Here is an 18,206-nt window from a genome sequence, read left to right as displayed (position 1 = left end):
GGCGGCGACCCCTCGGGGCGCCGCCGCTTCGTCCGTCCTGCCGCTACGGGCAGGTCACCTGAATTTCGAAGGGCTTGGTCACCGGCTGCATCGGGTTGGCCATGTCCACGCCCGTTGCCGTTCCGCTGATCTTGTAGGTGTTGCCGTCCTTGGACGCGGTGGCGTTGGCTCCGCCGGGGACGCCCGCGGTGTAGCCCAGCGTCACGCCGTTCACGTTGCCGAGGCCGACCGACTGCACCGTGGAGGCATCCGCGGACAGCACGGCGGCGATACCGGTGGTTGCCTCACCGATCGCGATGTTGAGGTTGTTGCCGGCCGTTGCGCAGACCACCGACCCCTTGATGTCCTGCGGCTGGCCATCGATCGTCACCTTGGCCGTGCTGGATCCGGCGGTCGCGCTGGGAGACCCTGCTGCGCTCGTTGTCGCGGCTGCTGAAGTAGTCGCTTTCGCGCTTGTCGTCGACGTTGATTTGTTGTCGTCCTTTGAACAACCAGACAATCCGGCCACCAAGACCGCGGCGCCGGCAACGGTCACCACCAACCCACGCTTCACCGATTTCTCCTTATGTAGGGGCGATCCGTCGCCATTGACGGATCATCCAGTGAAGTATGGTTCGCCGTTTCACGATGGTGGCAAGAATGGCCGAAAAATCCGTCTGCCATGGCAGCCACTGAAATTGACCCGCGCATCAGGGCAAATCCCGACCGGCACAGGCAAAGTCGGTATCTTCGCGGTTATGCAGACCTTGCGCACTCCCGACGAGCGATTCGCTGAAATCCCGAATTTCCCCTATTCACCGCACTATTGCGAGCTCGACGATGACGAGGGCGGACATCTGCGGGTGGCCTGGGTCGACGAGGGACCCACGCACGCCGAGCCGATTCTGTTGCTGCATGGCGAACCAACGTGGTCGTTTCTGTACCGCAAGATGATTCCGGTCCTCACCGCCGCCGGGCATCGGGTCGTCTGCCCCGATCTGGTCGGTTTCGGACGCTCCGACAAGCCGACCCGTCGGGAGGACCACACCTATGCCCGGCACGTCGAGTGGATGCGCGCACTCGCATTCGACGTCCTGGATCTGCAGCGGGTGACCCTGTTCGGTCAGGACTGGGGCGGGCTGATCGGGTTGCGGCTGGCGGCCGAGAACGCGGATCGGTTCGCGCGCATCGTCGTCGCCAACACGGGGCTGCCGACAGGAGACTTCAATATGCCCGAGGTGTGGTGGCAGTTCCGCCGGGCCATCCAGGAGGCGCCGAGCATCGACGTGGGTCGATTCGTCGAGTCGGGTTGTCTGCGACCGATCACCGACGACGTCCGCGAGGCCTACAACGCGCCGTTCCCCGACGACAGTTTTTCCGCAGGTCCGCGGGCCATGCCGGGTTTGGTGCCGACCAGCCCCGACGACCCCGCGTCCGAGGCTAACCGGCGGGCATGGGCAACCCTGACGGCCGGCTCGACCCCGATGTTGGTGGCGTTCTCCGACGGCGACCCGATCACCGGTGCGATGGCGCCGATCTTCCAGCAGATGCGGGGCGCGCAGGGGTACGACCACCCCACCGTCCACGGCGCCGGCCACTTCATCCAGGAGGACGCCGGCGAGGAGCTCGCCGACCACATCGTGCGCTTCCTCTCCTGAGGCGCTGGTTAGATAGCTCGGGTGCCGTTCTTCAGCGTCGACGCCCAGCTGCCCGGGCGCCGTGGACGCACCGGGGTGATCCACACTCCGCATGGCGACATCCACACCCCGGCGTTCGTCGCGGTCGGGACCAAGGCCTCGGTAAAGGCTGTGCTGCCGGAGACGATGCGTGAGCTGGGCGCCCAGGCTGTGCTGGCCAACGCCTACCACCTCTACCTGCAGCCCGGTCCGGACATCGTCGACGAGGCGGGGGGCCTCGGCGCCTTCATGAACTGGCCGGGCCCGACGTTCACCGACAGCGGTGGCTTCCAGGTGCTGTCGCTGGGTGCCGGCTTCCGCAAGGTGCTCTCGATGGACGCCAACCGCGTCCAGGCCGACGACGTCATCGCCGAGGGCAAACAACGGTTGGCGCATGTCGACGACGACGGCGTCACGTTCATTTCGCATCTCGACGGCTCGACTCACCGGTTCACCCCTGAAGTGTCCATGCAGATCCAGCACAAGATCGGCGCCGACATCATCTTCGCCTTCGACGAACTGACGACGTTGGTGAATACCCGTGGCTACCAAGAAGAGTCGGTGGTTCGCACCCAGGCGTGGGCGGTGCGCTGCCTGACCGAGCACCGTCGGCTCACCGCCGAGCGGCCGGAGCGGCCGAGTCAAGCGCTGTTCGGTGTGGTGCAGGGCGCGCAGTACGAAGATCTGCGCCGTCAGGCATCCCGAGATCTGGCGGGCATCGTCGACGGCGACGGGCGCGGCTTCGACGGCTACGGGATCGGTGGAGCGCTGGAGAAGCAGAACCTGGCCTCGATCGTCGGCTGGTGTGTTGACGAGCTACCCGACGACAAACCACGTCACCTGCTCGGGATCAGCGAACCCGACGACCTGTTCGCGGCGATCGCCGCAGGCGCCGACACGTTCGACTGCGTCTCACCGTCACGGGTGGCGCGCAATGCCGCGGTGTACTCGCCGACCGGCCGGTTCAACATCACCGGCGCGCGCTACCGGCGCGACTTCACCCCCATCGACGCTGACTGCGACTGCTACACCTGCGCCAATTACACCCGGGCCTACCTGCATCACCTGTTCAAGGCCAAGGAAATCCTGTCTGCCACGCTGTGCACGATCCACAACGAGCGGTTCATCATCCGCCTGGTGGATCACATTCGCGCCGCGATCGTGGCGGGGGAGTTCGACGAACTGCGCGAGCATGTGCTCGGCAACTACTACGGACGGACCCCATGACGCCCAAATCGACGCCTCGCCGGGTTTGTGCGAGTACACCGCGACATTTCGTCGATCTCGGCGCAACAGCCGACTCTTCCACGCGTGCACAATAGGGAGATGACTGCTGCCGCCGAGCCGCAAGAACTGCTTCTGAAATTGCTCGACCCCGCCAACCGGGCGAACCCGTACCCGGTGTACCGGCAGATCCTCGACGGCGGACCGATGCACATGCCCGAGTCCACGTTGTACGTCCTGTCCAGCTTCGCCGACTGCGACGAGGTTCTGCGGCACCCCGATTCGTGCAGCGACCGATTGAAGTCCACCGTCGCGCAGCGGGCCATCGAAGCCGGTGAGCAGCCCCGCCCGTTCGGTACCCCCGGCTTCCTGTTCCTCGACCCGCCCGATCACACCCGGCTACGCAAGCTGGTCAGCAAGGCGTTCTCGCCGCGAGTGGTCAAGGCGTTGGAACCCGACATCACGTCGATGGTCGACGACCTGCTCGACAAGGCCGCGGCGACAAGCGAATTCGATGCGGTCGAGCAGCTGGCACATCCGCTGCCGGTGGCGGTGATCTGTCGTCTGCTCGGCGTGCCCATCGAGGACGAGGCCCAATTCAGCGCGGCCTCAACAATTCTGGCGCAAGGGCTGGATCCCTTTGTCACCTTCACCGGGGAGACGCAGGGTCTCGAAGAGCGCATGAAGGCGGGAATGTGGCTGCGCGGGTATTTGCGTGAGCTGCTGGAGCGCCGGCGGGCCGAGCCGCGCGACGATCTGATGTCGGGACTGATCGCGGTGGAGGAATCCGGTGACCAGCTCACCGAGGAGGAGATCGTCGCGACCTGCAACCTGCTGCTGATCGCCGGTCACGAGACGACGGTCAATCTGATCGCCAACGGCATCCTGGCGATGTTGCGGCACCGCGAACACTGGACCGCGTTGAGCGCCGACCCGGGACTGGCGCCGAACATCATCGAGGAAACGCTGCGCTACGACCCGCCGGTGCAATTGGCCAGCCGAGTCGCCGGTGCCGACATGGAGATCGGTGGCATCCGAATCCCCAAGGGGGACATCATGATGGTCCTGCTGGCGGCCGCCCACCGCGATCCGGCGGTCACCGAACGGCCCGACGAGTTCGACCCCACCCGCAGCCCGATCCGCCACCTGGCCTTCGGGCATGGGCCGCACTTCTGCCTCGGGGCACCGCTGGCGCGGATGGAGGCCGCGGTGGCGTTGTCCGCGGTGACCAAACGCTTCCCGGATGCGCAGCTGGCGTCCGAGCCGACCTACAAGCCGCACGTCACGTTGCGCGGCATGGCCCGCCTCGACGTCGCCGTCTGAACTAGCCGGCCAGCGCCGCGATGACCTCGGCGGCTGCCCGCTCACCGGCGTCGACCGCGCCCTCCATGTAGGCGCTCCAATACGTTGCGGTATCGGTTGACGCCCAATGGATCACGCCGATCGGCGCGGACAGGGCGGGACCGTACGCGGTCCACACGTGCGGTCCGAGGTTGGCGTTGTAGCAGCCGCGGGTCCACTGCCGTTCTGACCATTCGCCGTCGATATAGAACTCGGGATGAGCGGCCTTGCTGCCGTAGTGGCGCACCAGTTCGGCGGTGAGCGCGGCACGGCGCTCCTCCTCAGGCAGGCGTCCGAAGGTACGGGCCTGCTCGCCCTCCAGGAACATCAGGATCACTCCGTGGTCGTCGCCGGGTATGCAGGTGTCGTTGGACATCCGGGCCGGGCCGACGTCGGAGATCAGCTGGCCGTTGAATCCGTCTGTGCGCCAGAAGGGTTCGTCGTACACTAAGAACGCCTTCATGGCCGACCCGTTCGGCAGCCGCTGCGTGAGCTGATCACGCACACCGGACAGCGGAGGGTCGTACATGATCCGTCCCGCGAGGGTCGGTGAGATGGCCACGATGACCCGGCGGCCACGCGCGACCAGTCCACCGCGGCAGTGCACGCTGACACCGCCCGGGGAATGTTCGATCAGCTGGACCGGCACCCGCAGCACGATGTGATCGGCGATCAGCGCGCCGAGGCGGTTCGGGATCTCGCTGGTGCCGCCGACAAACCGGGTGGTCTGCGCGCCTCCTTCGGACTCGGCGAACAACTCAGACGTCACTCCGCAGGTCTGGATGGTGAACAGCAGGTGCAGGAACGACACCTCTGCGGTCGGCACCGCCAGGATCCCGACCGTGCAGATCTCCACCAGAGTGCGGGCCACCGGCGACAGTCCCTGGGCGTCGTACCATGCGCCGGCGGTGATGGAATCCCATTCGGCCGCACGGGGTGCCAGCCAGGGCGCATCGACGGGCACCTCGGCGGCCATCTCGTCCAACCGGCGCAGCACACGTTCCAGCTCGGCCAGCTCGTCGCCGAAGCGCGCGTGGAATTCGTTCTCGCGCAACACTCCAGCACCGACGAGGTCGTAGGACGTCTCGCCGTCCTCGAACTGTGGGTACGTCTCGACGCCGAGCTCATCGGCCAGCCGGAACATCCGCTCGTGCGTGTCGCCGATCCACTGGGCGCCCAGTTCGACGGGCAGGCCCGGCATGACCTCCTCAGTGAGGATGCGACCGCCGACGCGTTCGTCGGCCTCCAGCACCACCGGCGTCAGTCCGGCCGCCAGCACAGCGCGGGCGGCGATCATTCCGGACAGTCCGGCCCCGACGATGACGACGTCCGCGTCGACCTGCTTCTGGTTCGGCATCTGGACACTGTGGCACAGAGCCTGTCCACCTACAGCGGATTGAGCACCCGCTCCAGGAACTGGCGCGTGCGCGCCTCTTTCGGATTCCCGAGGACGTCCTCGGGACGCCCCTGCTCCAGGATGACGCCGCCATCGGTGAACAGCACCTGGTTGGAAACCTGTCTGGCGAATTGGATTTCGTGAGTGACGATCACCAATGTCCAGCCCTCGACGGCCAGGTCCTTGATCACTGAGAGCACCTCGCCGACCAGTTCGGGATCCAGTGCCGAGGTCGGCTCGTCGAACAACACCAGTTTGGGCTTGAGCGCCAGCGCCCTGGCGATGCCGACGCGCTGTTGTTGTCCGCCGGACAGTTGGTAGGGGTACTGATCCTTCTTGGCGGCCAGGCCGACCTGATCAAGAAGCGCGAGTGCCTCAGCGATCACGTCGTCCCTGGGTCGTTTCTGCACGATCACCGGGCCTTCGATGATGTTCTCCAACACCGTCTTGTGCGGAAAAAGGTTGTGCCCTTGGAACACGAAGCCGCTTCGTGACTGGAAGCGGCGCACCTCGGATTTGGTTGTCGGGGCGGAGAAGTCGATCTCGACGTCGTCCACCCGGATCACGCCGGCGTCCGGGCGGTCGAGCGCATTGAGGGTCCGCAACAGGGTCGTCTTACCCGAGCCGGACGGCCCGATGATCGCCGTTGCCGTGCCCCGCTCGACCGTGAAGGAGACGCCTTTGAGCACCTTGTTGTCACCGAACGCCTTCTCGACGCCTTCGGCGACGACGCGATATTCGGGCCCACCACCGGTGGTGTCAGTCATCGCACCACATACCTTTCCAGTCGGTGCTCAAGGCGGCTCTGGCCGAATGAGAGCACCAGGCAGATGATCCAGTAATAAGCCGCGGCCGTGCCGTACAGCGCGAAGAATTCGAAGGTCGGTGCGGCAGCCACCTGCGCGGTGCGTAGCAGTTCGGTCACGAGAATCGTCGAGGCCAGCGAGGTGTCTTTGACCAAGGAGATCAGGGTGTTCGACAGCGGCGGCACCGCGACCCGGGCCGCCTGCGGAAGGATGATTCGTCGCAGCGCGCCGGCATAGTTGTAACCGATGGTCTCGGCGGCTTCCCACTGCCCGATCGGAATGCTCTGGATCGCCGAACGGATGATCTCGGCGGCGTAGCCACCGACGTTGAGGCTGAATGCGATCACTGCCGCCAGGAACGGGTCGAGCTTCACCCCGATCTGCGGCAGGGCGTAGAAGATGATGAACAACTGCACCAGCAGCGGAGTGCCGCGAATGGTCGAGATGTAGAACCGCGCGACGTTCGATACCACCGCATTCCGGGACAACCGGCCGAGGGCCACCACGAGGGCGATCACCAGGCCGATGACGAAGCTGATCACGGTCAGCGGAACGGTCACGGTGATCGCGGCCTCGGCCAACGGCCACAGATTTTCGCCGATGAGTCGCCACACCGAGCGGTATCCGGTGTCTGCCCCGTTGGATGCGGGTCCGCCGATGGGGTTGGCCTTCAGGTACTTCTGCGAGATCGCCGCCAGGGTGCCGTCGGTCTTCAACTCGTCGATCGCCCTGTTGAGAACCGGCAGCAGTCCGCTGTTCTTGCGGGCCGCGAATCCCTGCTCGCTCTTCTCGCCGATCGTGGCGCCGATCTTGACCGACTGGTTGTTGGTCTCGGCTTGATAGGCGTGGAACGCGATGCTGTCATTGACGACCGCGTCCACCCGACCCTGGTTGAGTAGGGTGATGGCCTGGGTGAAACCTTCGACCGGCGCCACCGTCGCCCCGGCGTCGCGGGAGATCTGGGCCCAGTTGCTGGTGATGCTGGCACCAACGGTCTTACCCTTGAGGTCGTCCAGCGACGTGATCGAATCGTCATCGGCTCGGGTGATGATGACACCTTCACCCACCGAATATGGTTCGGACAGATCGTATTTGCTCTGCCGCTCCGGGGTGATGGTGACTTCGTTGGCCACCACGTCGAACCGGTTGGCTTCCAGCGCGGCGAAGATGGAATCCCATGGTGTCTGGACGAACTCGACCTTCTTACCGAGTTTCTGACCCACGGCATTGGCGACGTCGACGTCGTATCCGGCGAGCTGCCCGGTTGTGGGGTCCTGGAAACTGAACGGTGCGTAGGTGCCTTCGGTGCCGACCCGGAGCACACCGGAGGTCGGTGGGCCGCCACCGCCGGGTTTTGATCCGCAGCCGCCGAGGAGCACTGCTGCGATCAACACGATCGTCAGCAGTGCTGCGCGTGGCAGGTGACGCATTCGGCGGACAGTAATGCTGTGGGAGATGCCCGCCAAGGGTTGCGATCAAACAAGTTGATACATCCACGGCTCGCGGGGTAACTCGGCGGGGTCGAACCGCTGCAGCAGTGCAGCTGTGTCCGCTGATGGCCAGCCCAGCGATTCGGTGATCAACGAGAATGCCCGCGGCACGCCGAGCTCGGCCAGCGTAACGGCACCGTCGCGCTTGGCCAACCGCTTGCCCTCGGCGTTGAGCACCAGCGGCACATGGGCGTAGACCGGCTGCGGATAGCCGAGCAGCCCGGCCAGGTAAGCCTGGCGGGGCGAGGACGCGAGCAGGTCATCGCCGCGGACCACCTGATCGATGCCGGAGTGCGCATCATCGACGACGACGGCCAGGTTGTAGGCGGGCACCCCGTCACCACGGCGGAGTACGAAATCGTCGACCACCCCGGTGTACGAGCCGTGTACGAGATCGGTGACGGTGTATTCGCCGGTATCGGTGCGCAGTCGCAGAGCGGGTGGCCGTCCCGCTTCGCGTCTGGCCGCCCGCTCCACCGCGCCAAGCTCACGGCAGGTGCCGGGGTAGGCGCCTTCCGGCGCGTGCGGTGCCCGCGGCGCGCTGAGGATATCTTTTCTGCTGCAATAGCATTCGTACACTAGGCCACGTTCTGCCAATCCGTCGACCACGGCGTCGTAGCGCTGGCGCTGCCGGGACTGCCACTGTGGTTCGTCGTCCCACGTGATGCCGATGGCGGCCAGGTCATCGAGCTGACGCCGCGCGACATCATCGTGCGTGCGGTCATCGAGGTCTTCGACCCGGATCAGGAAACGACGGTCCGTCGAGCGGGCGAACAGCCACGCCAGCACGGCGGTGCGCAGATTGCCGATGTGAAGGTCGGCGGACGGGCTGGGGGCGAACCGGCCCGCGCCCGGGGTTGGGCGGGTCACGGACGCAATCTAGCCCAGTCCGCCACTCGGCGGCTCATCCGAGGTGCAGGCCGGTCCGGTTAGCCGCGATCCGCCATCCGGCGCTGTCTTCCTGCTGCCGCCAGAACTCAGCGAAACGTCCACCGCGCGAGATGAGTTCGTCGATGCTGCCCTGTTCGACCACCGCACCGTCGTCGACGAACAAGACTTGATCGGCATGGCGGATGGCATCCAGCCGGTGAGCGATGATGACCCTGGTCCGAGGCTGCGGATCGTCGTTGATTGCCTGCGTGATCGATGCCTCGTTCTCGGTGTCCAGTGCGCTGGTCGCTTCGTCGATCAGCAGGACGCCTGCGGGCTTGGCCAGCGCTCGAGCGATGCTGACGCGCTGGCGCTCGCCGCCCGACAGCTTGGCACCTGCCTCCCCGACCGTGGATCCGGCGCCGTCAGGCAGACGGTCGATGACGTCGTCGACCCGGGCCAGGCTCATCGCCCGATGGATCGCTTCGTCATCGGCGCCGGGATGGCCGGCCCGGACGTTGTCGGCGATCGTCCCGTCGAACAGGTACGGATGCTGGAACACCACACTGACCAACGCGCGGTGGGCATCGGGGTCGATATCGGCGGCGTCGATTCCGTCGATGACAATCTGGCCACGTTCGGGCGCGTGCAGACCGGCGATCAACAACAGGATCGTGCTCTTCCCGGAGCCGGACGGACCGACGATCGCCGTAGTGGTGCCAGGCTCGAGGGTGAAGGAGAGATCGTTGAGCACCATCGAACCCTGGTAGCCGAAGCCCACGGAACGGAATTCGATTCGGGGCGCGGACGATTCAGCCGATGGCAGCGCAGCGTGCCTGGACTGCTCGGACAGTGGCGCGGTCGTGACGGTCGTGAGCCGGTTGAGTAAGCCACGCGAGGACTCGACCGCGCTCGACAGGTCGGCCAACACCGTGAACGGCTCGAGGAAGCGAATCATCACGATCGCCAACGCCACCGCCTCGGGCGCGCCGAGCTCCCCGCGCAGCGTCAACGTTGTGATCGTGCCCGCCAGCAGGATGAGCGCGATCTGGCTGGCCACGCTGAACAGCAGCTGACCCGGAATCTGGAATAGCAACAGCCGCAAGGTCGCCCCGCGAGCGGTGGCGATGGCCTCGCCGGTCTGGCTACGTGCCGCGGTGACGCGACGGCCGGCGCGCAACGCCTGCTGAGTCCGCGCGAATTCGACCAAGCGCTCGGTGAGGGCACTGTGCGCGCTGGCATCGGCGGCGTCGGCGGCACGGACCAGCCGTTGGCTCGCGGTCAGGGCGCCGAGCAGGAACGGCAGTGCGATCGCGGCGGCCACACCGATCTGCCAGGAGACGAAGAACAGCCCGATGGCGATCGCAGCGGGCAGCAGCAGCGCCCCGATGAATGGGCTGAGCAAGTTCGCGACAAAGCCCACGAGTTCCGGTGCGCTGGCGGCGATGGCCTGCCGCGCGACCGCGATGTTGTCGGCGGTGAACCAGCGCAGTGGAACGTCGGTGAGCCGGCCGGTCATGGTGTGCGCCGTGGTGTGCGCCAGCGCGAAGCCGATGCCGAAGCCGATGCGGGCCACAACCATGTCGATCACCCAGCCGCCGATCGTGACGGCGGTGAGGGCGGCGACCCAGGGCCACGCATCCGACGGGTGTGGGCCGAACAGCGCGGCGAGCAGCGGTACCAGCAGCAGCGCGCCGGTGGCTCGTAGCATGACCGAAAGGGTGGTCAGGACAACGTAGGTGGTGAGCTGCCCACGGTTCTGTGCGGGAATCAGGTGAATCAGATTTCGGATCATCGAGCGGCCTCGCCGGTCAGGACCGCCGTGCCGGCCAGCCGGCTGTCCCACAGGCGGCGGTAGCGGCCGTCAGCGGCCAGCAGCCGCGGGTGGGTGCCGATCTCGGCGATTCGGCCGTGGTCGAGAACGACGATCTGGTCGGCGCTGGTGATGGTGTGCAGCCGGTGGGCGATCACCAGCACGGTGCGGTTCCGGATCAGTGAGTTCAAGGCCTGTTGCACAAGGTATTCCGACTCGGGATCGGCGAACGCCGTGGCTTCGTCGAGGATCAGCACCGGGGTATCGGCGAGTAGTGCCCGGGCGATGGTGAGCCGCTGCTTCTCGCCTCCGGAGAGTTGATTGTCCGCCCCGATGGCGGTGTCGTAGCCGTCGGGCAGCCGCAGGATCCGGTCGTGGATCTGTGCGTTACGTGCGGCACGCTCGACCTCGTCGTGAGAAGCCTCCGGCCGGGCGAGTGCGATGTTGTCGCGGACGGTGCCTGCCACGAGTTGAATGTCCTGGAACACGAACCCGACTCGGGTGTACAACTCGTCGGGGCTCATGGTGCGGATATCGCGGCCGTCGATCCGGATCGCGCCCGCGTCGACGTCGTGGAACCGGGCCAACAGTGCCGCCAGGGTCGATTTCCCCGACCCGGACGGTCCGACCAGAGCGGTGACCGTTCCGGCCGTCAGGGCCAGCGTCACGTCGTGAATCACCGGCACCCCGGGGCGATAGCCGAAGCTGACGGCGTCGAACGTCACGCCGGCCGGTCGGCGGGACGGCGACGCATCCTCGGCTCGGGTGGTCAGCTCGGTCTCGTCGAGCGTCACCGCGATGCGCTGGGCGGCCTGGGTGCCTTCCCGGATGCCGCCCAGCCCGTAGGCGATGCCGAGGAGCCGGCTGCCAAAGGTGGTGCCCAGCAGCAGGAACGGCAGCAACGCTGTCGGCGTCGTCCAGCCTGCGACCACGAACGCGGTGCCCGCAGTGACGATGAGCCACAGGAAGGTGCTCGGCCGGGTCACCAGATCCATGAACGTCTTCTTGCCGATGAACGGGCGCTGCCACTCGTTGAGGAACGCGATGTAGTCGTCCAGATGACGGCGGAAGGAGGAGGCCGCCGCGCCGCCGAATACCCGAATCACCGGCTGCCCCTCGAGGAACGCCGCCGATTCGCCGTTCATCCGCTCGGCCCAACGGGATGCCTCGGTGATCTTGGGGCCGCTTTGATACACCATGGTCCAGGTGGTGACGATGTAGACGAGGATCGGCAGGAACAGGATCAGCGCCATACCCCAGTCGACCGCGAACAGATAGATCAACACCGCGATCGGCGCGACCACCGCCGCGACCGCATCGCACACCGCGTGCGTCACCAGATAGTGCAGTGACAGCGTGTCATCCTGGATCAGTTTCTTCACTGAACCCGATCCGCGATCGGTGAACCAGCCCAACGGTATTCGTGCCAATTTGTCGAGCAGTCGGCGGCGCACCGCGGCGCTGAACCGCATGTCGACCACGTGTAACCACAGCACCAGAGCCGCGCCCAATGTGGTGCCGGTGCCCAGCAGGACCACGAACACCGTCACCGTGTTCCACACCCGGGATTGATCGGCGCCGCTGAGCAACTGCTGAGCCAGCTCGACCAGAACCACGAAGGGTGCGAGTTGCAGCAGGGTGAGCAATGCCTGCAGCACACCGGCCGCAACCAGCTGCGATTTGACCGGCGCGAGAAGGCTTTTGCCTGCCTGCGAGCGCCATGTGCCTCTGGTTGGGGTGGGCGACGCCGGTGTGGGTAGTGGGTTCTGTGCGGCCGTCGGCGCCGTGACGTCGTCACGTGTGCTGCCCATCTCGCGACCCTGCGTCCAATACGCCTGGGCTTTCAACTCCGTCTTGGGGAACCCGAAGGTGTCCTTCAGGCGCTTGCGGAGGTGCTTGAGCGCGGCGGCCTCCGGACCGGCCCACGCCGACCAGTTGGACCAGTCCCGGTCCTCGATGGCGGCGGCCAGCGAGGTCTCATCGGCTCGAATCACCCAGTGCAGCCGGCGCCGCGGATGCTGCGTGATCGGGATGAGTTCGTCTGAGTCGCAATGGCGTTCGAGGTACACCTCGACGTCCACATCGGGTGGCAGCACCGCGATGATGGAGTTGATCGCCGGGATCGAGGCGGAGTCGCCGATGAGCAGGAAGCCGGCCGGGAGTTCGTCGGGCACGGTGAAGGGCGACGACCCCAGTGACACCGCCGGGATGGTCATGCCCGGCTGGGCAGTCGAGGCCCACGCCGAGGCCGGCCCGGCCGGCTCGTGCAGCACGACGTCGATGGCGAACCGGCCGGAGTCGGGGTCCGCCCAGACGAGCGTGTAGGCCCGTTGGAACTCGGTACTTCCCCCGGCCGGGTCGGGAAACCAGAACCGCAGCCACGTTGTCGGCCCGGCGTCGACGTCGTCGAACACGGTCGGTGAGGACATGGTGATCCGGACGCAGTGCGGGGCGATGTGCTCGGTCTGCTCGACGGTCGCGAGATGGTCGCGTCCTCCAAATCCGCGCAACATGGCGCCCTGGAAGCCTCGTCCCATAGTGGTGTCCTCTGGTCGCGGATCAGATGGCTAGTTAGCTTACCCTAAGCTAACTAGCTGGCTTGCTCCACTGTTACGAGGCCCCGGCCGCCCGGCGAATAGGCCCAAGCCCGAAATCGAAAACATCCGCTGGCGGAAATAAACTTTTGGTCGACGTGCCGCGACACCAGTTATTTCATCGCAAGAATCACGCCAAGACTGACGGTATCGACATTGAACCCAGCCAAGCCTTCACTACCTTGCTGACCCGGTGATGATTGTGCCAATGTGCAAGCGCGCCAACACCGATCTAGTCGCAGAAGCGGCACGCGCTCGGTGGTTCTGTACTAGATTCACCTCACGCGGTAGTGAGTAGACCAGCCCAATTCTGCGGCCCGCGAATTGTGGCCTCAGTGCGATGACAGGGGAAATTCATGCAAGGCGACAGCGAGATTCTGACACTCCTGAATCAGCAGCTGACGAGCGAACTGACCGCCATCAATCAGTACTTCCTGCACTCCAAGATGCAGGACAACTGGGGCTTCACCGAGCTGGCCAAGCACACCCGGGACGAGTCGTTCGACGAGATGCGCCACGCCGAACGCGTCACCGATCGAATCCTCATCCTCGACGGGCTGCCCAACTACCAGCGGATCGGCACCCTGAACATCGGGCAGACCATCCGCGAACAGTTCGAAAGCGACCTGGCCCTCGAGTACGAGGTGGTCAACCGGCTGAAGCCGGCCATCGTGCTGTGCCGTGAGAAGCAGGACTCCACGACCGCGAACCTCTTCGAGGACATCGTCGCCGACGAAGAGCACCACATCGACTACCTCGAAACGCAGTTGGAGCTGATGAACAAGCTCGGTGTCGAGTTGTACTCGGCGCAGTGCGTGTCCCGCCCGCCCGGCTCGCTCGACTAGCGGCCGGGGCTCAGCCGACGACGAAGGTGTCGATCAGCACGTAGCCGGCAACGGCCAACACCAGATAGGCGAACCAGCGCTGCAGGCGCGTGGTGTCGGTCTTGGTGCCGAAGTGGCCCGCGGTCAACGACGTGACCATCGCAGCTGCGACGAATGCTGCCGTGACCCGCCAGTCGATGCTGATCGACTGGAGGTGCGACACAATGCCGGCCGCGGAGTTGGCGATGATGATCACCAACGAGGTACCGATGGCGGCCGACATTTCGACGCCGAGCATCACTACCAGTGCCGGGACGATGAGAAACCCGCCGCCGACGCCGAACAGCCCCGTGAGCAGACCTACCAGCAGTCCGGCCCCGATGGACCTCGGCGCGCAGCGACGCCAATTGACCCGACCGGCTTCGATTTTGCACGCCGTGCCGGTGGCGCCCCGATCAGCCAGCATGCGGATGCCGGCGACCACCATCACCACCGCGAATCCAGCCAGAACCACCGGTTGGGGTAGATGACGACTGATCGCGCTGCCGACAACCGCTGCCGGGATTCCAGCCGCCGCGAAGATCGCGGCCATTCGCCACCGGACTTGGCCCGCTCGGATTTTCGGCAACACGCCGACCGCTGATGCCGAGGCGACGACGATCAACGAAATCGGAATCGCTTGCTGCACTTCCAGGCCCAAGCCGTACACCAGCGCCGGCACGGCGAGGATGGAGCCGCCGGCCCCTAGCAAGCCCAACAGCAGGCCGATCAGCGCACCGAGGGCAAGGCCTATCGTGACTGCCATGACGAGTTCCGGTCTGCGCCGCGGTCACACCGACGCGTGGACGTCGGCCCACTGGTTGTAGCCACCCAGAAGGTCGGACACGTGCTGAATACCGTTGGCGCGCAACAGTGAGGCGGCGACGCTGGAGCGCCAGCCACCGGCGCAGTGCACGACGATCGGCTTGTCGGTGGGGATCTCATCGACACGAAGGCGCAACTGGGCGAGCGGGATGTGCAGTGAGTTGGGGATCGCACCACCCTCGCGTTCACCGGGGTTGCGGATGTCGATCAGCGTCACCGCGTCGTCGGCCAGCAGTTCATCCAACTCGGTGACGGTGGTGCGGGGTGCGGTCCGCACCAGGTCGGCAAGTTCGGTGGGGAACTTCCCGTCGCGACCCACGTTCAGATATCCGATCGAGTGGTCTGAGCCGATGCGCGCCAGTCGCAATGCCGCCTCTTGCTCCTCACCCGGATAGGTGATCAACGCGATCTGCTCGCCGACTTCGGCCACCATGCCGCCGGTTTCGGCGAAGCGCCCGTCGAACCCGACGTTGACCGAGCCGCGCAGATGCCCGAGGGCGAAATCCTCGACGGTGCGTGCATCGACGATCCGCACGCCGGCATCGAGAGCCTCTCGGATCTGCTGAGGCGTCATCTCGGGCACGGTGCGGTCGGGCTGCAACAGGGGATGCACCCGCTTGTTCATCGCGGCGTCGGACGCAAAGTACGCCGGTGCCGCGGGCTGCCCCGAGGTGATCAACGCGACGAATTCGTCTTCAGTCATCGGCTGCACGGACGGATTACTGACGCGCTGCTCGCCGATGGTCGAAACCAGTTCTGTGGACAGGTTTTTCCCGCAGGACGATCCGGCCCCGTGGGCAGGCATCACCTTGACGCTATCGGGCAGTTGCAGGAGTCTGTCGTGGATCGTGTGATACATCGCCCGTGCCAGATCGCCGGTCGAGCTGTCACCGATGTTCACCAGGTCGGGCCGGCCGACATCGCCGATGAACAGTGCATCGCCGGTCAGGACGGCCACCGGCTCGGCGCCGGCTCGCTCACGAACGAGCACGCTGATCGACTCCCACGTGTGGCCCGGGGTGGAGAGGATCTCGAGGTCCACCTCGCCCAGTGACACATGCTCACCGTCGGTCAGTCTGCGAATGGGATAGTCGGTCTCCGCTGCCTCGCCGAAGCCGATCCACGCGCCGGTCGCGTCGACCAGCTCCAGGTGTCCGGACACGAAGTCGGCGTGGAAGTGGGTGTTGATCACCCCTTCGATCGTGAGTCCATACTTCTGCGCGTCGGCCAGATACTCAGTGATGTCACGACGTGGGTCGACCACGACCGCGCGGCCGGTCGTCTCGTCGCCGACCAGGTAGGACGCGTGCGACAGGCATTCGATGTAGTACTGCTCCAAGATCATGGGACGTTCCTTTCAGTGCATCTCGGCCGTCGGCTCCGGCGGCCCGTTACACAGTCCTACATACCCTAGGGGGTATATATTCCCGACTGGTGACTATACCCGTGGTGGTATGAAGCGAAACGGCGGCGCGACTCGGGAATGCCGGCGCTGCGGCGGCGGTTGTGCCTACCGGCGATACCCCCGCGGGTACTATGGGCCAAGCAAACGGAAATGAAGGGACACGACCATGGTCGGCGACCAAGATGCCATCGATGCGGTGCTCAACCGACTGCGTCGGGCCCAAGGCCAACTGGCCGGCGTCATCTCGATGATCGAGCAGGGACGCGAGTGCAAGGACGTCGTCACCCAGCTGGCGGCCGTCTCCCGCGCGCTCGACCGGGCCGGCTTCAAGATCGTCGCCACCGGATTGCGTGAATGCGTCGCCGGCGAGGGATCCGGCGCCGACAAGCCCATGACCGAGGCGGAGCTGGAAAAGCTGTTCCTCGCGCTCGCATAGCCCCCGACGACACAGGAGTCATCATGAGTATCGCGCTGGCGACCAGTCTTCGACTGCCGTTCGACGATGCCGTTGCGCGCACGCGAAAGGCATTGGCCGACCAGGGTTTCGGTGTCCTCACCGAGATCGATGTCAAGGCGACGATGAAGAACAAGCTGGACCAGGACATGGAGAACTACCTGATCCTCGGCGCCTGCAACCCGCCTCTGGCGCACCGGGCGCTCTCGGTGGAGCGACAGATAGGCCTGCTGCTGCCGTGCAATGTCGTGGTGCGCAGTGACCCCGACGATTCCGGCAGCACCCTCGTGGAGGCTATGGACCCCCAGTTACTCGTCGACGTGACCGAAGAGGCGGACCTGCAGCCGGTCGCCCAAGAAGTTGCCGACAAGCTCAAAGCCGCTATCGCGGCACTGAACGCCTAGCCCAGCCCGGGCACGATCTCGCTGAGGCTGAACGTCACTGGCTGTTCGAGTTGCTCGTACGTGCAGGAGCGAGGGTCACGATCGGGTCGCCAGCGATTGAATTGGGCGGTGTGCCGAAACCGCGCGCCCTCCATGTGGTCGTAGCGCACCTCGACGACCCGCTCGGGTCGCAGCGGGACGAATGACAGGTCTTTGCCGGCGTTCCATCGCGATCCGGCGTTCTTCTGCGGTGTGCGTTCGCCGGCCTCGAGGGCGGCCCAGTTCCACGGATGATTCTCGAATTCTGTTACCAGGGGCTGCAATTCGGTGAAGAGACGTCGCCGCTCGGCCATCGGGAAGGCGCCGATGACGCCCACCGACGCCAGCGCTCCGTCTTCGGAGTAGAGGCCCAGCAGCAGCGACCCGATCGCATCGTCGCTCGACTTGTGTACGCGGTAACCGGCGACCACGCAGTCGGCCGTCCGCTCGTGCTTGATCTTGAACATCACCCGCTTGTCGGGCTGATAGGTGACTGTCAACGGTTTGGCGATCACGCCGTCGAGACCGGCTCCCTCGAATTCGGAGAACCACCGCTGCGCCGTCTCCGGATCGGTGGTGGCGGGGGTGACATGAAATGACGGCCCGACGTCGGCCAACGCCTCCACCAGCGCGGCACGCCGCTCGCTGAACGGCCGCCCGGTGTAATCGTCGTCGCCCAACGCGAGCAGATCGAACGCGACAAACGCCGCAGGCGTCTTCTCGGCGAGCATCCGAACCCGCGAATCCGCGGGGTGGATCCGCTGCTGCAGCGCCTCGAAGTCCAACCCTGAGTCCGTCGCGATGACGATCTCACCGTCGATCACGCAGCGCTCGGGCAACTCGGCAAGGGCTGCGCTGACCAACTCCGGGAAGTAGCGCGTCATCGGCTTCTCGTTGCGGCTGCCCAATACGACCTCATCACCGTCGCGGAAGCACACCGACCGGAAGCCATCCCATTTCGGCTCGTACGACGCGTCGGGCGGGATGGTTCGCACCGATTTGGCGAGCATCGGCGACACCGGGGGATTCACGGGCAGCTGCATCGGTT

At 65.6% G+C, this 18,206-nt stretch carries 16 protein-coding genes; 6 read left to right on the top strand and 10 right to left on the bottom strand.

All coding sequences use genetic code 11. The annotated features are described in order from the left end of the window. Positions 1-43: 43 nt before the first annotated feature. Positions 44-553 (bottom strand): lipoprotein LpqH, encoded by a 510-nt coding sequence (locus tag K0O64_RS27185; protein ID WP_071948774.1) that lies wholly within the window; start codon positions 551-553, stop codon positions 44-46. Positions 554-737: 184 nt separating this feature from the next. On the opposite strand from K0O64_RS27185, the gene K0O64_RS27180 reads away from it, so the two are divergent. The 3 genes from K0O64_RS27180 (at position 738) to K0O64_RS27170 (ending at position 4,202) form a co-directional block, all read left to right on the top strand. Then, positions 738-1,637 carry a haloalkane dehalogenase gene (locus K0O64_RS27180; RefSeq protein WP_071948775.1) on the top strand — a complete coding sequence of 300 codons (900 nt, stop codon included), beginning with the start codon at positions 738-740 and terminating at the stop codon, positions 1,635-1,637. A 21-nt stretch (positions 1,638-1,658) separates the two neighbouring features. Beyond that, on the top strand, positions 1,659-2,882 hold the full coding sequence (tgt, locus tag K0O64_RS27175; protein ID WP_071948776.1) for a tRNA guanosine(34) transglycosylase Tgt: 1,224 nt from the start codon (positions 1,659-1,661) through the stop codon (positions 2,880-2,882). 99 nt (positions 2,883-2,981) lie between these two features. Beyond that, positions 2,982-4,202, top strand: coding sequence for a cytochrome P450 (locus K0O64_RS27170; RefSeq protein ID WP_071948777.1), 1,221 nt, complete (start codon positions 2,982-2,984; stop codon positions 4,200-4,202). A 1-nt stretch (position 4,203) separates the two neighbouring features. Here the strand turns inward: K0O64_RS27170 and K0O64_RS27165 are convergent, their stop codons facing one another. The 6 genes from K0O64_RS27165 to K0O64_RS27140 are packed head-to-tail and all read right to left on the bottom strand — an operon-like array spanning position 4,204 to position 13,132. Beyond that, positions 4,204-5,577: a flavin monoamine oxidase family protein gene (locus tag K0O64_RS27165; RefSeq protein WP_071948778.1), complete on the bottom strand. Its 1,374-nt coding sequence runs from the start codon at positions 5,575-5,577 to the stop codon at positions 4,204-4,206. 29 nt (positions 5,578-5,606) lie between these two features. Continuing rightward, positions 5,607-6,383: an amino acid ABC transporter ATP-binding protein gene (locus tag K0O64_RS27160; RefSeq protein ID WP_071948779.1), complete on the bottom strand. Its 777-nt coding sequence runs from the start codon at positions 6,381-6,383 to the stop codon at positions 5,607-5,609. Further along, positions 6,380-7,852 carry an ABC transporter substrate-binding protein/permease gene (locus tag K0O64_RS27155; RefSeq protein WP_083542810.1) on the bottom strand — a complete coding sequence of 491 codons (1,473 nt, stop codon included), beginning with the start codon at positions 7,850-7,852 and terminating at the stop codon, positions 6,380-6,382. Before K0O64_RS27155 ends, K0O64_RS27160 begins: the two co-directional genes overlap by 4 nt. Before the next feature lie 45 nt (positions 7,853-7,897). Then, the gene (gene gluQRS / locus K0O64_RS27150; RefSeq protein WP_071948780.1) at positions 7,898-8,782 is read right to left on the bottom strand and encodes a tRNA glutamyl-Q(34) synthetase GluQRS; all 885 of its coding nucleotides are present in this window, start codon (positions 8,780-8,782) and stop codon (positions 7,898-7,900) included. A 34-nt stretch (positions 8,783-8,816) separates the two neighbouring features. Then, complete coding sequence (locus K0O64_RS27145) at positions 8,817-10,577, bottom strand: ABC transporter ATP-binding protein (RefSeq protein ID WP_071950253.1); 1,761 nt, start codon at positions 10,575-10,577, stop codon at positions 8,817-8,819. Continuing rightward, positions 10,574-13,132, bottom strand: coding sequence for an ABC transporter ATP-binding protein/permease (locus tag K0O64_RS27140; RefSeq protein WP_071948781.1), 2,559 nt, complete (start codon positions 13,130-13,132; stop codon positions 10,574-10,576). The genes K0O64_RS27145 and K0O64_RS27140 overlap by 4 nt, the downstream gene beginning before the upstream one ends. Positions 13,133-13,545: 413 nt before the next feature. On the opposite strand from K0O64_RS27140, the gene bfr reads away from it, so the two are divergent. Continuing rightward, positions 13,546-14,034 carry a bacterioferritin gene (gene bfr / locus K0O64_RS27135; protein ID WP_071948782.1) on the top strand — a complete coding sequence of 163 codons (489 nt, stop codon included), beginning with the start codon at positions 13,546-13,548 and terminating at the stop codon, positions 14,032-14,034. A 10-nt stretch (positions 14,035-14,044) separates the two neighbouring features. Here the strand turns inward: bfr and K0O64_RS27130 are convergent, their stop codons facing one another. Together K0O64_RS27130 and K0O64_RS27125 are read right to left on the bottom strand one after the other, a co-directional pair. Then, entirely contained in the window at positions 14,045-14,818 is a 774-nt protein-coding gene (locus K0O64_RS27130) for a sulfite exporter TauE/SafE family protein (RefSeq protein ID WP_071948783.1), read from the bottom strand. Positions 14,819-14,842: 24 nt separating this feature from the next. Continuing rightward, entirely contained in the window at positions 14,843-16,222 is a 1,380-nt protein-coding gene (locus tag K0O64_RS27125) for an MBL fold metallo-hydrolase (RefSeq protein ID WP_071948784.1), read from the bottom strand. Positions 16,223-16,448: 226 nt separating this feature from the next. Here K0O64_RS27125 and K0O64_RS27120 point away from each other — a divergent pair, with 226 nt between their 5' ends. Both K0O64_RS27120 and K0O64_RS27115 read left to right on the top strand, forming a co-directional pair. Continuing rightward, entirely contained in the window at positions 16,449-16,718 is a 270-nt protein-coding gene (locus K0O64_RS27120; RefSeq protein ID WP_047333857.1) for a metal-sensitive transcriptional regulator, read from the top strand. Between the two features lie 23 nt (positions 16,719-16,741). Next, positions 16,742-17,140 carry a DUF302 domain-containing protein gene (locus K0O64_RS27115; RefSeq protein WP_071948785.1) on the top strand — a complete coding sequence of 133 codons (399 nt, stop codon included), beginning with the start codon at positions 16,742-16,744 and terminating at the stop codon, positions 17,138-17,140. Here the strand turns inward: K0O64_RS27115 and K0O64_RS27110 are convergent. After that, positions 17,137-18,201: an ATP-dependent DNA ligase gene (locus tag K0O64_RS27110; RefSeq protein ID WP_071948786.1), complete on the bottom strand. Its 1,065-nt coding sequence runs from the start codon at positions 18,199-18,201 to the stop codon at positions 17,137-17,139. The genes K0O64_RS27115 and K0O64_RS27110 overlap by 4 nt on opposite strands. Between the last annotated feature and the right edge of the window lie 5 nt (positions 18,202-18,206).

It is taken from the genome of Mycolicibacterium pallens, assembly GCF_019456675.1.
Classification (GTDB): Bacteria; Actinomycetota; Actinomycetes; order Mycobacteriales; family Mycobacteriaceae; genus Mycobacterium; species Mycobacterium crocinum.
This window is presented reverse-complemented; position numbering and strand designations above follow the sequence as displayed.

Coding starts and splice junctions, on each gene's coding strand:
- K0O64_RS27110 (WP_071948786.1), bottom strand. CDS start 18,201: ATGCAGCTGCCCGTGAATCCCCCGGTGTCGCCGATGCTCGCCAAATCG.
- K0O64_RS27115 (WP_071948785.1), top strand. CDS start 16,742: ATGAGTATCGCGCTGGCGACCAGTCTTCGACTGCCGTTCGACGATGCC.
- K0O64_RS27180 (WP_071948775.1), top strand. CDS start 738: ATGCAGACCTTGCGCACTCCCGACGAGCGATTCGCTGAAATCCCGAAT.
- K0O64_RS27165 (WP_071948778.1), bottom strand. CDS start 5,577: ATGCCGAACCAGAAGCAGGTCGACGCGGACGTCGTCATCGTCGGGGCC.
- K0O64_RS27170 (WP_071948777.1), top strand. CDS start 2,982: ATGACTGCTGCCGCCGAGCCGCAAGAACTGCTTCTGAAATTGCTCGAC.
- K0O64_RS27125 (WP_071948784.1), bottom strand. CDS start 16,222: ATGATCTTGGAGCAGTACTACATCGAATGCCTGTCGCACGCGTCCTAC.
- K0O64_RS27120 (WP_047333857.1), top strand. CDS start 16,449: ATGGTCGGCGACCAAGATGCCATCGATGCGGTGCTCAACCGACTGCGT.
- K0O64_RS27155 (WP_083542810.1), bottom strand. CDS start 7,852: ATGCGTCACCTGCCACGCGCAGCACTGCTGACGATCGTGTTGATCGCA.
- bfr (WP_071948782.1), top strand. CDS start 13,546: ATGCAAGGCGACAGCGAGATTCTGACACTCCTGAATCAGCAGCTGACG.
- K0O64_RS27140 (WP_071948781.1), bottom strand. CDS start 13,132: ATGGGACGAGGCTTCCAGGGCGCCATGTTGCGCGGATTTGGAGGACGC.
- K0O64_RS27145 (WP_071950253.1), bottom strand. CDS start 10,577: ATGATCCGAAATCTGATTCACCTGATTCCCGCACAGAACCGTGGGCAG.
- K0O64_RS27130 (WP_071948783.1), bottom strand. CDS start 14,818: ATGGCAGTCACGATAGGCCTTGCCCTCGGTGCGCTGATCGGCCTGCTG.
- K0O64_RS27160 (WP_071948779.1), bottom strand. CDS start 6,383: ATGACTGACACCACCGGTGGTGGGCCCGAATATCGCGTCGTCGCCGAA.